Below are 13,360 nucleotides of genomic sequence, written 5' to 3'. Positions count from 1 at the left end.
CTCAGAACGGGAGGTTCATCCCCGGGGGCAGGCCCATGCCCTCGGTGAAGCCTTCCATCTTCTCCTTGCTCACCCGCTCGAGCTTCTGGGCGGCATCGTTGAAGGCCGCCGCGACCAGGTCTTCGACCATCTCGCGATCGTCGTAGACGCTCTCGTCGATACTCACCCGGCGGACCTCGTGGCGCCCGGTCATGACCACCTGGACCATGCCGCCGCCGGCCTCGCCGGTGATCTCCATGTGCTGAAGCTCCTCCTGGGCTTTCTGGAGCTTCTCCTGCATCTGCTGGGCCTGCTTCATCAGGTTGCCGATGCCACCCTTCATTGCCGTTACTCCTGTTCTCGGTCCAGGGGGCGAACGCTCTCGGTGACGACCTCGCCGTCGAACGCCTCCCGGATCGCGGTTACGTTGGGGTCCGTTTCGATGCTCTCCCGCGCGGCGGCCTCGCGGGCCTGGCGCGCGCGCTGCGCGCCCTCCGCCGGCGTCTCGCCCTCGGCGCTGCCCTGGCGGATCTCAAGACGCAGGCTCTCGCCGAAGTATTCGCCGAGCACCCGCGCCAGGCGCGTACGCATGGACTCATTGTTGAGGTGCTGGTGACCCTCTTCAATATACAGACGGATGCAGTCGCCCTCGCGCCCGCCCCAGCGGCAGTGCTGGGCGAGCGCGCGGACCATGCCGCCGACGCGGAGCCCCGCGACCACCGCGTTCCAGTCCACGCCGTCGGCACCCGGCGCCGGCTCGGCCTGTGCCGCGGGTCCGGGAGGCGCGGGTTCCGGGGCCGGGGACTTGGCCACCGGGGGCTCCGGTGCCACGGCCGGCGCCGGCGACTCCGCCGGCATACTCCCGGACGTCGCCTCCGCGGCCGCGACCGGCTCCGGTCGCCCACCGGCCGGTGCACCCGCCTGCACCGCGGCGGCCCCGGCCGGGCCCCCGGCGACGGACGGCAGCCCCGTCCTGCCCGTGGCGCCGGCGCGTGGCGCCGTGGCGGGCCCCGCCGCCCGGTGGGGATCGTTCCGGGGCTTAGCCGCCGGCGGCGACGCGGGCCGGCCACCGCCCTGCCCCGCCTCGCCGGCCGGCACGTCCGCCGGGCGGAAGGCGAGCATGCGCAGCATGGCCATCTCGAAGCCCGTGCGCGCCTCCGGCGCCCAGGGCAGGTCACGGCGGCCATGGAGCGCGATCTGGTAGAAGAGCTGCACGTCCTCCGGGCTCAGGCGTTCGGCGAGGCGGTGCAGGCGCTCGTCCTCCGGCGCCTCACTGCCCAGGGCGTCCGGGGCGAGCTGGATGACGCTCAGCCGGTGCAGCGCGGCGAGGACCTCGTTAATGCCCTCCGCGAAATCCGGGGCGCGTTCGGCCATCTCGGCGATGACCCCCATCACTGCGCCGGCATCCTCGTCCGCCACCGCCTCCAGCAGCGACAGCACGAACTCGCTGTCCAGACTGCCGAGCATGGCACGGACGTCGTCGTCCGTGACCTGGCCGCCGCCATACCCCAGCGCCTGGTCCAGCAGGCTCAGGCCGTCGCGCATGCTGCCGTCGGCGGCGCGGGCCAGGCGCATCACCGCACCGGACTCCGCGCCGATGCCCTCGCGCTCGAGGATGTCGTTCAGGTGCTCGGCGATGAGCGAGGCCGGCAGGTGCTTGAGATTGAACTGCAGGCACCGGGAGAGAATGGTCACGGGCAGCTTCTGCGGGTCCGTGGTGGCCAGCAGGAACTTCACGTGGGGCGGCGGCTCCTCCAGCGTCTTGAGCAGCGCATTGAAGCTGTGCCGCGAGAACATGTGGACCTCGTCGACGAGGTAGATCTTGTAGCGCCCGCGCGTGGGGGTGTACTGGACGTTGTCCAGCAGCTCCCGGGTATCGTCGACGCCGGTGCGCGAGGCGGCATCCACCTCGATCAGGTCGACGAAGCGGCCCTCGTCGATCTCCCGGCAGGCCTCGCACTCGCCGCAGGGCTCGGTGGTAACGCCCTCGCGCTCGCAGTTCAGGCACTTGGCGAAGATGCGCGCGATCGTGGTCTTGCCCACGCCGCGAGTGCCGGTAAACAGGTACGCGTGATGGAGACGATCGTTCGCGATGGCGTTGGCGAGCGCCCGCCGCACGGGGGTCTGCCCGACCAACTCCGCGAAGGTGCGCGGACGCCATTTGCGTGCGAGAACCTGGTAGGCCATGGGATTCGCCGAAGCTGTCGAGACGGCGATTCTAGCACCGCCCGACGGCGGGGTTCACGCGCCGATGCGGGGAAACCCGCCGGAGGGATTGGGTGGCGGCGACGCCAGCCGCACCCCGGCGCCCGAGTCCACTGCTACCGCTGCTCCCTTCCGGGCCTGACGGGGTTCGCAGTCTGTCGTCGCGGGGGGACCGACGCCACCACCATTGTGACGCCGCCATCGTCATGACGGCGGCGAGAGACTACCAGCATTCCGGGGCTCAGACAATCGCCCCGAACGCCGCTCAGCCGCAGAGGCGCTCGCCCTCGACACCGTCCGCCGCCGCGGCCAGTGCCTCGCCGTTCATCAGCTGCAGCCGCCGCCCCTCGAGCTGGATCATGCCCGCGCGCTTGAACTGCGAGAGCGTGCGGCTCACCGTCTCGATCGTGAGGTCGAGATAGGCGGCGATCTCGCGACGGCCCATGCCCAGACGGATCCGATCCGCGGATAACGAACGCCGCTGCCGGCGCTCGGCGAGATCCAGCAGGAACGCGGCCACGCGCTGGCGGGCGGAGCCGCGGCACGCGCGCAGCAGCCGCTCACGCTCGACGGTGATCTCCTCGCGGAGCATCTGGTTGACCGCCTCGCGGACGTCGCCGTCCTCCTCCATGAGGCCCTCGATCCGCTGCCAGGGGATATGGCAGACGTGGGCCTGCTCCAGCGCCACGTAGCGCTCCTCCTCCTGGCCGGCCGGGGACCATTCCAGGCCCAGCGTCTCGCCGGGGAAGTAGAAGCCGGCGATGATCTCCTCGCCGTTGCGGCTGTAGCGGCAGCGCTTGAGCGCCCCTGAGCGGAGCACCGAGAGCCCCTTCAGGCGCGCACCGTCCACGGGCTGGCCGGCCCGCAACGGCTCATGACCGCGCCGGACGACCCCCTGGCGTTCGTGACGCTCGCCGCCCTCGAGCCGGCGCGCAAAACAGATCCGGTACAAACCGCAACGCCGACAGGTAATGGCGTTGCCGCTGTCCCCTGTGGCGGAGTGCTGCTGTCCCTGTCGCATGATCCCTTCACCCAATAGCCTGCATGATTCGACGAGGCGTTTCGGGCACCGCCGGCACCGCGGTGCAACACGCATGTGTGGAGAATATCACACAACGGTGGGCGCGCAGCAGCACCCCCGGTCAGGATTCAGCCGCCCCTTCCACCAGTCCGGCGGCGCCATGCCAGTAGCCGTTGCAACCGCCGACGCCGGTAAGTGGCGCGAGCTCCTCGGCCACTTTCTCCGGCGCGGCGCCGTTGCGCAGCGCATCGAAGCCCGCGACCACCTGTTCCATGTCGTGACTCTGGGGGACCAGCCGAAGCACGCCGGCGCCGGCGTTGCACAGCGCCGGATAGTCGGCGGCGAGGTTCTGCGTCATCGCCGACTGGGTCTGGATGCCGTTAAGGGTGAGGAACGGCTGGCCATCCTGGGTTCGCACCACCCGCCCGTCCGGGTCATCGCCACAGGCGAAGCCGCAGTCGTCCCGGGAGCGGTTCTCGGCCCGCGCGGTGAAACAGCGCGCTGACCACGCCAGGGGCAGCCGTCCCCACGCCAGGATCTCCGACTCCAGCGCCGGCACCGCCGAGGTCAGCGCCCCGGCGGTCTGCGCGCCGAGCTCCACGGGCAGCACCCAGCGCCTGGCGCCGGCGGCGCGCATGCGCTCGAGCGCCGCGGCGTTGTAGAGGTTCAGGGTGGGGCCCGCCACGAATCCACGGCTCTCGCGCTCGAGTACGCCCACTGCGGCCATGTCGTTGGCCTCGACCGTGAACGGGCTGTCCCGGCAGAGGCTGCGCAGGCCGCCCAGCTCCGAGCCCGCCTCGATGAGCGTGAGCGTGGAGATCACCACCTCCTTGCCGGCAGCCGCGAGGGACTCGCCGATGGCGAAGTAGTCGGTGCTGCGCAGGCGGCGGCGCTTCGGGCAGACGGTCTCGCCGAGATAGACCACGTCCACGGGCCAGTCGCGGGCGGCCTCGTAGAAGGCCATCACCGCCTCACGGCTCCAGAAATACGGGATCGGAGCCAGGGACAGGCGCGGTGTGCCGGTTGCGTTCATCGTGCTCACCCCCACTGCCGGTGATAGGCGCCCAGGGTGACCTGCGCGCCCTCGGAGACACTGCGCAGGCGCTCCTGCCATTCCTTCCGGGGCGCACCGGTCCGCCCGGCCATGCAGGCATCGATGGCCTCGCGCAGGACCTCGGTGACCTGGCGGACATAGGCCGGGCTGCGCTGGCGGCCCTCGACCTTGATCGCGGCGACACCAGCCTCCGCGAGCTCCGGGAGGATGTCCACCGTGCTCAGGCTGGTCGGCTCCTCCAGCACGTGCCACGGTGCCGCGCCGTCGAGCTGGAAACGCCCCTTGCAGATGGTTGGGTAACCGGCGCGCTCGCCGCTGCCGTAACGGTCCACCAGCACCCCGTTGACCCGCGCCTCCAGGCCGTCGCCGGTGACCTGCCAGCGCACGTGGGAGGCCGGCGAGCAGGCGCCGTAGGTGTTGGGCGAACGCCCGGTGGCGTAGCTGGAGAGCAGGCAGCGCCCCTCGACCATGATGCACAGGCTGCCGAAGCCGAAGACCTCCACGGGCACCGGCGACTCCGCGGCCACCTGGGCGACCTGGCGCACGGACAGTACCCGCGGCAGCACCGCGCGGCGGATATTGAAGTGGCGGTGGTAGAAGGCCAACGCCTCCGCGTTGGTCGCCGACGCCTGCACCGACAGATGCAGCGGCAGCGCCGGGTGGCGCCGGCTGGCATAGTCGAGCACCCCGACGTCGGCTGCGATGAGCGCATCGACGCCGAGCTCCGCGGCACGATCCACGGCCGCCTCCCACGCGGACCAGCTGCCCGGCTGCGGATAGGTGTTCACGGCGAGGAACACGCGGCAGCCGCGGGCGTGGGCCTCGGCGATGCCGCGCTCCAGGTCGTTCTGGGTGAAGTTCAGGCCCGCGAAGTGCCGGGCGTTGGTGGCGTCGCGAAAGCCGGTATACACGGCGTCCGCACCGGCCGCCACGGCGTTGCGCAGCGCGGGGAGGCTTCCGGCGGGGCAGACGAGCTCCATCGTGGCTCCTCAATGATCGGCGGGTTGGCAATCGCCACACGCTAGCGTATCGCCGCCGCCATGCCTTTGAGCCAGCGCAAACCCGTCGTGGCCACACGGTGCTATGTTGAAGCGCTTTGTCGCTACCCCACAGCGGAGTCACGCATGCGGTTGCACGCCCTCCTGCCCAACGCCGCGCGGATACTCACCCGGACGGTGCCGACCAGCCTGCAGCGCGCGATCATCGAGGACGCGCTCAATCATGCCCTGGCGGAGGCGATCGCGGACGCGCGTTTCGACTTCATGGAGGCCCGGGTGCTCGCCGTCGCCGCCGACGACGCCGGCGTGATCTGGCCGATGACGCTGATTGCCGGCCGGCTGCTGGTCCTGCCGCCGCAAACCCCGGCGGAGACGACCATCCACGGACCGTTGTCGGTGTTCGTCGCCCTCGTGCGCGGGCAACTGGACCCGGATACCGCGTTCTTCCAGCGCGAGCTGATCGTCGAGGGCGATACCGAGCTGGGGCTCGCCGCCAAGAACACCCTCGACGCGCTCGATCCGGAGATCCTGCCGGCACCGGTTCGCCGGCTGCTGGTGCCCTGAATCACGACTCACCGTCCCACCCAAAGCACGGGACGACGGCGCCAGCCGCGGTGGTGCCCTGCGTCGTGCCGTGGCATTCGCCCACCGCCGCCCCGGACCGGGCCGCGGTGTCAGCGCTTGCCATGCCCCGGTGAATGCCCCGCTCCGCTCTCCTCTCCCAGTACCTGCTCGCGCCAGTCCGGCCCCAGGCGCGTCTCGATGTAGTCACGGATGAACTGACGCACCATCTGCGAGGGGGTCACGTCCGCTTCCGCACACAGCCGCTCGAAAACGGCCTTCTTCTTCGGATCGATCAGCAGCGTCAGCCGCGCCGTACGGTTCTCCACGGTCTATCTCCAGATCTAATATGTTAACCACATTAACATTGATTGTTATATATAAGCACATAAAATAGAAATACGTTTAACATCCCGGACCACCACCCGATGCCCCACCGCGCCCATCTGACCCGCGTCTCCATTGCGAGCGCGTTCCGACAGGCCTGCCTGCGCGAGCGCTACACCCTGACCCGCCTGCGCGCCGACGCCCTCGCCGGCGTGAGCGTGGGCATCATCGCCATCCCGCTGTCCATGGCGCTCGCCATCGCCAGCGGCGTACCGCCGCAGCACGGGCTCTACACCGCGATCGTCGCGGGCGTCGTCATCGCCCTCACCGGCGGTTCGCGCTACAGCGTCTCCGGCCCCACCGCCGCCTTCGTAGTTATCCTCTACCCGATCTCGCAGACGTACGGGCTGGCCGGCCTGCTCACCGCCTCGCTGATGGCGGCGGTGATCCTCGTCGCCATGGGGCTGGCGCGGCTGGGCCGGCTGATCGAGTACATCCCGCCCCCGGTCACGCTGGGCTTCACCGCGGGCATCGCCGTGGTGATCGCCACGCTGCAGATCCCGGACTTCTTCGGCCTGGAGACCGGCGCGCTGCCGGAGTTCTACCCGGAGAAGCTCACCCACCTCGCCGCGGCACTACCGGGGCTGGACCCGGCAACCACCACCGTGAGCGCGGTGACCCTCGCGGTGCTCGTGATCTGGCCGCGGCTGCGCCTGCCGGTGCCCGGACACCTGCCCGCGGTGCTCGCCGGCGTCGCCGTCGCCGCGCTGTTCGCTGCCGGCGGCGATCCGGTGGAGACCATCGGCTCGCGCTTCACCTTCACCCATGCCGACGGCACCCTCGGCATGGGCATCCCCGCGGTGCTGCCGGAGTTCACCTGGCCCTGGAACCAGCCGGGCCCCGGCGGCGAGCCCGTCGCGTGGACGCTGGAGCGCGTGCGCGCGCTCCTGCCCGCGGCGTTCTCCATCGCCGCGCTGGGCGCCATCGAGTCACTGCTCTGCGCGGTGGTCCTCGACGGCATGACCGGCCGGCGGCACAGCGCCAACGGCGAGCTGCTCGGCCAGGGCCTGGGCAACCTGGTGGCGCCGCTGTTCGGGGGCATCACCGCGACCGCGGCGATCGCGCGCTCCAGCGCCAATTACCGCGCCGGGGCGGAGAGTCCCGTCGCCAGCGTGATCCATGCGCTGGTGGTCCTGGCTGCCCTGGTGGTCCTGGCGCCGTGGCTGGCCTATCTGCCCATGGCCTCCATGGCGGCGCTGCTGATGATGGTCGCCTGGCAGATGAGCGAGGCACACAAGGTGGTGCGGCTCATCCGCCGCGCCCCCGGCGGGGACATCGCGGTGCTCGCCACCTGCCTCGGGCTGACGGTGGTCTTCGACATGGTCATCGCCATCGGTGTCGGCGTGGTCCTCGCCGCGCTGCTGTTCATGCGCGACGTCGCGACCATGACCCGCGTCACCGACATCACGTCGTCGTCGCGCTTACGCTCACATGCCGTCCCGGACGGCTGGGCGGTGTTCAAGGTCACCGGCGCGCTGTTCTTCGCCGCCGCGGAACGGGTGTTCGCCGAGCTGGAGGCGGAGGCGGCGGGGCGGGACGGGGTGATCGTCTACATGGACGGCGTGCCGGTGCTCGACGCCGGCGGGGTCAGCGCGCTCGAGCGTTTCGTCGAGCGCATGTCGGAGGCCGGTACCCGTGTGATCGTCGCCGACCTGCAGTTCCAGCCGCTGCGCACCCTGGCCCGCGCCCGGATCCGGCCGGTGCCGGACCGCCTGGTCTTCACACCCACCCTCGACGAGGCCGTCCGCCAGGGCCGCGACATGAGCGCTCCCGGCGGGAGCGCCGCGGTACTGTGACATAGTCACTGACCGCGGCACGCCGCGCGCCGGAGACTCTCCGCCAGGCCCCGGGGAATCGCCCCGGGGCACGGCAACCGGTAAACGGGAGGTCCCCATGCGCGCACTCCTCAAGCCCCTGCTCGTGTTCATCGCCCTGCTCGTCACCGCCGGCGTCGCCGACGCGGCGGAACGGCGGCTGCTCACCGTCATCACCGCGGACAGCCCCCAGACGCAGGCCATGGCGCTGATCCTCACCCGCCAGTGGGTCCGCGACGGCGGCGACGCCCGGATCCTGCTGTGCGACGCCGCCGGCGGCATGGCGGTGTCCGCCTCCGACGAGGGCGGCGAAACCGTCCAGCCACCGGACATGGCGCCCCGGCAGATGCTCGGCGGGCTCGTCGACGCCGGTGTGCGGGTGGACGTCTGCGCCATCTACCTGCCCACCGAGGGCCTGTCCGACCGGGACCTGCGCCCCGGCGTCGGCGTGGCCACGCCGTCGGATATCGGTGCAGTGATGGCCGACCCGGCCACCCGGCTGTTCACGTTCTGAACCGGCGAACGCGCCCCTGGAGGTGACACCATGAACGACGCCCGACTGCTGCGCACGCTACGCAACGCCGCCGCGGCTGCGCTGATGCTGCTGCCGACGGCCCTGCCCGCGGCCACCGCTCCGCTGGTCTCCGCCGACTGGCTGGGGGCGCACCGCGACGACGTGACCGTGATCGAGACCGCCAAGGACCCGGCGCTCTTCGACGGGGTCGGCCACATCGCCGGCGCCGTGTTCGTGCCCTACGGCGACATCGCCGTGGAGCGCGAGACCGACGACGGCCCGGTGGACTACCTCGTCCCCGACGCCGGCGCCTTCACCGCACTGATGCGCGACGCCGGCGTCGACGCCGGCGGGACCGTCGTGATCGCCCCCGCCGGCACCCGGGTCGCCGGGGACATGACCGTCGCCGCACGGCTGTACTGGGCCCTGCGCTACTACGGTCACGACGACGTCGCGGTGCTGGACGGCGGTGCCGCGGCCTGGGCCGCCGCCGGCGGCGGGACCGCCGACTCCCCGGCCGGCCTGCCGGGAGACGGCGACTTCGCGGCCCGTCTGGCCCGTCCCGGCATCCGGGTCTCCACCGCGGACGTGGCCGACGTCCTGGAGAACGGCGGCGCCACCCTGGTGGACAATCGTCCGCTGACGCAGTACACCGGCCTCGCCGGCAAGGACTACGTCGACGGCCTCGGCCATCTGCCCGGTGCCCGTCCGGTACCGTTCGACCTGTTTTCCGTCAGCCGCGACGGCATCCACTACTGGCGCGACGGCGAGGCGGTGCGCCGGATCCTCGCGGCGATGGACGTGGGCGAGGATCAGCCGGTGATCGCCTACTGCAACTCCGGCCACGTCTCGTCCATGGCCTGGTTCGCGATCAGTGAGATCGGCGGCCGGGACGACACCGCGCTCTACGACGGCTCGCTCCACGCCTGGACCCGTTCGGCGGACCGGCGGGCCATGCTCCGGCCCTGAGACCATGACACGGCGCCGGAGCGTGCCCCGCGGCCGTACGGGGGTCGCCCCCGACGGTCACGCGCACGGCCGGCGCCCCGGCGGCAGCGCCCGCGGGAGTAAGGCCATGAAAGCACTCGCCCCCGGACCGGGGGATCGGCTCGGTCATTTCCCGGTGAGCATGTTCGCCATCGTCATGGGGCTCGCCGGCCTGGCCATCGCCTGGGAACGCGCCGCCCGGGTCACCGGTGTGCCCGCGGCGGTGGCGCCGGTGCTCGCGACCTCGGTCGCGGCGGTGTTCATCGTGCTGCTCGGCGTCTACGCGGCGAAACTGCTGCGCCGGCGCGCCGATGTCCTCGCCGAGCTGCACCACCCGGTGAAGCTGAGCTTCTTCCCGACGATCTCCATCAGCCTGGTGCTGCTGGGCACGCTGGCGCTGGTCCACGCCCCGGCCGTGGCGCCGTGGCTGTGGGGTGCGGGCGCGGCCGCGCAGCTCGCGTTCACCCTCTACATCGTCGGCGCCTGGCTCCACCAGGAGCGCTTCGAGATCGTCCACGTGAGTCCGGCATGGTTCATCCCCGCGGTGGGCAACATCCTGGTGCCGATCGCCGGCGTACCCCTGGGACTGGCGGAGCTGTCGTGGTTCTTCTTCAGCGTGGGCGTGATGTTCTGGCTGGTGCTGCTGACCATCGTGGTCTACCGCATGATCTTCCACCAGCCGCTGCCGGCGACGCTGATGCCGACGCTGTTCATCCTCGTCGCCCCGCCGGCGGTGGGCTTCGTGGCCTACGTGCAGCTCACCGGTGGCGTGGATGCCTTTGCCCGCGTGCTCTTCCACACCGGGCTGTTCCTGCTGCTGCTCCTGCTCACCCAGTGGCGGCGCTTCACGCGGCTGCGCTTCGCGATCTCGTGGTGGGCGTATTCGTTCCCGCTGGCGGCGATGACGGTCGCCGCGTTCGGCCTCCATGCCAGCGACAGCCGGAGCTGGGTGCTCGTGCTCGCCTGTGCCCTGCTCGCGCTCGTGACCGCGGTCGTCGCCGGGCTCATCGTCCGCACGGGAATCGCCGTTCTGCGCCACGAGATCTGCCGCCCGGAGCCCGACACCGAACGGACATCGGCCGCCTTATATCTCATTTAATTATATATATATAACCATTTATTGACTTATCCCCCGGACGGACCTATAGCTCTCCTATGGGTCCCGCATCGGACCATCCGGACAGAGGAGTATCCCGTGATGAGCCAGCCCGACGTCACCGCCTTCTTCGACGAGGAGACGTTCACGGTGAGCTACGTGGTCGCCGACCCGGCGAGCCGCGAATGCGCCATCGTGGACTCCGTGCTCGACTACGCCCCCAACTCCGGGCGCACCAGCCACGACAGCGCCGATCGCATCGTCGCGTTCGTCCAGGAGAACGACCTGCGCGCGACCTGGATCCTGGAGACCCACGTCCACGCCGATCACCTCACCGCCGCCCCCTACCTCCGGGAACGGCTCGGCGGTGCCATCGGCATCGGCGCCAACATTACGACGGTGCAGAACGTCTTCGGCGACCTCTTCAACGTCGAGGCCGCGTTCGCCCGCGACGGCAGCCAGTTCGACCACCTCTTCGCCGACGAGGAGACGTTCCGCATCGGCGGAATCGAGGCCCGCGCCCTGCACACCCCGGGACACACCCCCGCGTGCATGACCTACGCCATCGGCGACGCCGCCTTCGTGGGCGACACCCTGTTCATGCCCGACTACGGCACCGCCCGTGCGGACTTCCCCGGCGGCGACGCCCGCCAGCTCTACCGCTCCATTCGCCGCGTGCTCTCGCTGCCCGGCGAGACCCGGCTGTTCATGTGCCACGACTACAAGGCCCCGGGCCGGGATGAGTACCGCTGGGAGACCACCGTGGCCGAGGAGCGCGCCACCAACGTGCACGTCCATGACGACGTGGACGAGGAGACGTTCGTGCAGATGCGCACCGAACGCGACGCCACCCTCGACATGCCGCGGCTGATCCTGCCGTCCGTCCAGATCAACATGCGCGCCGGTGCCTTTCCGCCGGCGGAATCCAACGGCGTGCGCTATATCAAGATACCGCTGAACGCGCTCTGAGCCCGCGCGTTCCACGGCAGGGAGGAGAGAGACCGTGGAGACGAGAAAACCGCTGTCGCCGTTCTACGCGGTGACCACCCAGCTCCGGGCGAGCGACCTCGGCGCGCTCGCCGCCGAGGGCGTGCAGACCGTCATCAACAACCGTCCCGACGGCGAGAGCGGGGATCAGCCTGCCGGTGCCGAGCTCGCGGCGGCCGCCGAGCGCCTCGGCATCGCCTATCACTACGTCCCGGTGGTCTCCGGTCAGATCACGGACGACGACGTCCGCGCGTTCGCGACGATCCTCGCCAATGCCCGCGGCCCGGTGGTTGCCTTCTGCCGCACCGGCTCACGCTCCACCAGCCTCTGGGCCCTGAACGAGGCCCGCCACCTCGCGCCGGACGCGGTGCTCGCCACGTGCGCCACTGCGGGCTATGACCTGTCCGGCCTGCGCCCGCGACTGGAAGCGGCCTGGTCCGCCGACACCACCGGCGAGGCCACCGACACCGGCAACGGCCGCCGGTACGACGTGCTCATCGTCGGCGGCGGTGCCGCCGGCCTTGCCACCGCCGCCAGCCTGCTGGCCCGGCGTCCGGCGCTGGATATCGCAGTTATCGAGCCCCGCGAGCAGCACTACTACCAGCCGGGCTGGACGCTCGTCGGTGGCGGTGTCTTCAGGCGCGAGCAGACGGTACGCCCCATGGCCGACCTCATGCCCGCGGGCGCGCGCTGGATCCGGGCCGCGGTCGCGGCCTTCGAGCCCGGGCAGAACCGGGTGGTACTGGAGGACGGCGAGCGCCTGAGTTACCGGACGCTGGTCGCTGCTCCGGGGATCCGGCTGGATTGGGCCGCCATCGAGGGCCTGTCGGAGACCCTCGGCCGCAACGGTGTAACCTCCAACTATCGCTACGAGATGGCCTCCTACACCTGGGATCTCGTACAGGGCCTGCATGGCGGGCGGGCGCTGTTCACCCAGCCACCGATGCCCATCAAGTGCGCGGGGGCCCCGCAGAAGGCGATGTATCTCGCGTGCGATGAGTGGCGTCGCCGCGGGGTGCTCGACGCCATCGACGTCGAGTTCAAGAGCGCCGGCGCCGTGCTCTTCGGCGTCGAGACGTTCGTGCCGCCGCTGATGCGCTACGTCGAGCGCTACGGCATCGATCTGGCGTTCAACAGCAACCTCGTCGCCGTCGACGGCCCGGCGCGGACCGCGCGCTTCCGCGTGCAGGACGCCAGTGGCAACGAGCGGCTGGTGGACAAAGACTTCGACATGCTCCACGTCTGCCCGCCCCAGACCGCGCCGGACGTGGTGCGCGAGGGCCCGCTCGCCAATGCCGGCGGATGGATCGACGTCGATCCGGAGACCCTGCAGCACGTGCGCTACGGCAACGTCTTCGGCCTCGGCGACGCCTGTGGCGCGCCCAACGCCAAGACCGCCGCGGCGGTGCGCAAGCAGGCACCGGTGGTGGCGGAGAACGTCATCGCCACCCTGGACGGGCTGCGCTGCCGCGCCGTCTACGACGGATACGGTTCCTGCCCGCTGACCGTCGCCCGCGGTCGGGTGATCCTCGCGGAGTTCGGCTACGGCGGCAAGCTGCTGCCGACATTCCCGCTGGATCCGACGGTGCCGCGCTGGAGCATGTGGATGCTCAAGGAGAAATGGATGCCCGGCATCTACTTCAACCTCATGCTCCGCGGCCGTGAGTGGCTCGCCAGGCCCCGCCGCCTGCCCCACGATCCGGAGGCCCGGGAGGCCCGCGACGCCCTCCGCGAGGGCCCCGCGCGCCACCGCTGAG

At 70.9% G+C, this 13,360-nt stretch carries 13 protein-coding genes and 1 other RNA gene; 7 read left to right on the top strand and 7 right to left on the bottom strand.

Annotated features, from left to right (window positions below; genetic code table 11):
* Position 1 precedes the first annotated feature (1 nt).
* The 6 genes from ACEZHJ_RS13215 to ACEZHJ_RS13190 form a co-directional block, all read right to left on the bottom strand.
* On the bottom strand, positions 2-322 hold the full coding sequence (locus ACEZHJ_RS13215; protein ID WP_018718977.1) for a YbaB/EbfC family nucleoid-associated protein: 321 nt from the start codon (positions 320-322) through the stop codon (positions 2-4).
* 5 nt (positions 323-327) lie between these two features.
* Positions 328-2,166 (bottom strand): DNA polymerase III subunit gamma/tau, encoded by a 1,839-nt coding sequence (gene dnaX / locus ACEZHJ_RS13210; RefSeq protein ID WP_163138784.1) that lies wholly within the window; start codon positions 2,164-2,166, stop codon positions 328-330.
* Positions 2,167-2,265: 99 nt separating this feature from the next.
* Positions 2,266-2,362: signal recognition particle sRNA small type (ffs, locus tag ACEZHJ_RS13205), an RNA gene on the bottom strand.
* Between the two features lie 87 nt (positions 2,363-2,449).
* The gene (locus ACEZHJ_RS13200; RefSeq protein ID WP_156831246.1) at positions 2,450-3,205 is read right to left on the bottom strand and encodes a helix-turn-helix domain-containing protein; all 756 of its coding nucleotides are present in this window, start codon (positions 3,203-3,205) and stop codon (positions 2,450-2,452) included.
* A 121-nt stretch (positions 3,206-3,326) separates the two neighbouring features.
* Positions 3,327-4,238, bottom strand: coding sequence for a U32 family peptidase (locus ACEZHJ_RS13195; protein ID WP_018718980.1), 912 nt, complete (start codon positions 4,236-4,238; stop codon positions 3,327-3,329).
* 5 nt (positions 4,239-4,243) lie between these two features.
* Complete coding sequence (locus ACEZHJ_RS13190) at positions 4,244-5,239, bottom strand: peptidase U32 family protein (RefSeq protein WP_018718981.1); 996 nt, start codon at positions 5,237-5,239, stop codon at positions 4,244-4,246.
* A gap of 144 nt (positions 5,240-5,383) precedes the next feature.
* Between ACEZHJ_RS13190 and ACEZHJ_RS13185 the strand changes: the two genes are divergently transcribed.
* Positions 5,384-5,821 carry an SCP2 domain-containing protein gene (locus tag ACEZHJ_RS13185; RefSeq protein WP_375036607.1) on the top strand — a complete coding sequence of 146 codons (438 nt, stop codon included), beginning with the start codon at positions 5,384-5,386 and terminating at the stop codon, positions 5,819-5,821.
* A gap of 110 nt (positions 5,822-5,931) precedes the next feature.
* On the opposite strand, the gene ACEZHJ_RS13180 is transcribed toward ACEZHJ_RS13185, so the two are convergent.
* Positions 5,932-6,147 carry a hypothetical protein gene (locus ACEZHJ_RS13180; protein ID WP_018718983.1) on the bottom strand — a complete coding sequence of 72 codons (216 nt, stop codon included), beginning with the start codon at positions 6,145-6,147 and terminating at the stop codon, positions 5,932-5,934.
* A gap of 99 nt (positions 6,148-6,246) precedes the next feature.
* Here ACEZHJ_RS13180 and dauA point away from each other — a divergent pair, with 99 nt between their 5' ends.
* The 6 genes from dauA to ACEZHJ_RS13150 all read left to right on the top strand — a co-directional run bounded on the left by dauA (position 6,247) and on the right by ACEZHJ_RS13150 (position 13,359).
* Positions 6,247-8,001 carry a C4-dicarboxylic acid transporter DauA gene (gene dauA / locus ACEZHJ_RS13175; RefSeq protein WP_375036606.1) on the top strand — a complete coding sequence of 585 codons (1,755 nt, stop codon included), beginning with the start codon at positions 6,247-6,249 and terminating at the stop codon, positions 7,999-8,001.
* Between the two features lie 97 nt (positions 8,002-8,098).
* Positions 8,099-8,533: a hypothetical protein gene (locus tag ACEZHJ_RS13170; RefSeq protein ID WP_375036605.1), complete on the top strand. Its 435-nt coding sequence runs from the start codon at positions 8,099-8,101 to the stop codon at positions 8,531-8,533.
* Positions 8,534-8,563: 30 nt separating this feature from the next.
* Positions 8,564-9,502: a sulfurtransferase gene (locus tag ACEZHJ_RS13165; RefSeq protein ID WP_375036604.1), complete on the top strand. Its 939-nt coding sequence runs from the start codon at positions 8,564-8,566 to the stop codon at positions 9,500-9,502.
* A 106-nt stretch (positions 9,503-9,608) separates the two neighbouring features.
* Complete coding sequence (locus tag ACEZHJ_RS13160; RefSeq protein ID WP_018718987.1) at positions 9,609-10,619, top strand: SLAC1 anion channel family protein; 1,011 nt, start codon at positions 9,609-9,611, stop codon at positions 10,617-10,619.
* A 99-nt stretch (positions 10,620-10,718) separates the two neighbouring features.
* Positions 10,719-11,585 carry an MBL fold metallo-hydrolase gene (locus ACEZHJ_RS13155; protein WP_018718988.1) on the top strand — a complete coding sequence of 289 codons (867 nt, stop codon included), beginning with the start codon at positions 10,719-10,721 and terminating at the stop codon, positions 11,583-11,585.
* 34 nt (positions 11,586-11,619) lie between these two features.
* Positions 11,620-13,359 carry a bifunctional protein tyrosine phosphatase family protein/NAD(P)/FAD-dependent oxidoreductase gene (locus tag ACEZHJ_RS13150; protein ID WP_375036603.1) on the top strand — a complete coding sequence of 580 codons (1,740 nt, stop codon included), beginning with the start codon at positions 11,620-11,622 and terminating at the stop codon, positions 13,357-13,359.
* Position 13,360 lies beyond the last annotated feature (1 nt).

This window comes from Arhodomonas sp. KWT2, from assembly GCF_041949875.1.
GTDB lineage: Bacteria > Pseudomonadota > Gammaproteobacteria > Nitrococcales > Nitrococcaceae > Arhodomonas > Arhodomonas aquaeolei.
This window is presented reverse-complemented; position numbering and strand designations above follow the sequence as displayed.

Bases quoted from the DNA above. Each gene is read 5' to 3' on its own strand.
- ACEZHJ_RS13215 (WP_018718977.1), bottom strand. From the start codon at position 322: ATGAAGGGTGGCATCGGCAACCTGATGAAGCAGGCCCAGCAGATGCAG.
- dnaX (WP_163138784.1), bottom strand. From the start codon at position 2,166: ATGGCCTACCAGGTTCTCGCACGCAAATGGCGTCCGCGCACCTTCGCG.
- ACEZHJ_RS13200 (WP_156831246.1), bottom strand. From the start codon at position 3,205: ATGCGACAGGGACAGCAGCACTCCGCCACAGGGGACAGCGGCAACGCC.
- ACEZHJ_RS13195 (WP_018718980.1), bottom strand. From the start codon at position 4,238: ATGAACGCAACCGGCACACCGCGCCTGTCCCTGGCTCCGATCCCGTAT.
- ACEZHJ_RS13190 (WP_018718981.1), bottom strand. From the start codon at position 5,239: ATGGAGCTCGTCTGCCCCGCCGGAAGCCTCCCCGCGCTGCGCAACGCC.
- ACEZHJ_RS13185 (WP_375036607.1), top strand. From the start codon at position 5,384: ATGCGGTTGCACGCCCTCCTGCCCAACGCCGCGCGGATACTCACCCGG.
- dauA (WP_375036606.1), top strand. From the start codon at position 6,247: ATGCCCCACCGCGCCCATCTGACCCGCGTCTCCATTGCGAGCGCGTTC.
- ACEZHJ_RS13170 (WP_375036605.1), top strand. From the start codon at position 8,099: ATGCGCGCACTCCTCAAGCCCCTGCTCGTGTTCATCGCCCTGCTCGTC.
- ACEZHJ_RS13165 (WP_375036604.1), top strand. From the start codon at position 8,564: ATGAACGACGCCCGACTGCTGCGCACGCTACGCAACGCCGCCGCGGCT.
- ACEZHJ_RS13160 (WP_018718987.1), top strand. From the start codon at position 9,609: ATGAAAGCACTCGCCCCCGGACCGGGGGATCGGCTCGGTCATTTCCCG.
- ACEZHJ_RS13155 (WP_018718988.1), top strand. From the start codon at position 10,719: ATGAGCCAGCCCGACGTCACCGCCTTCTTCGACGAGGAGACGTTCACG.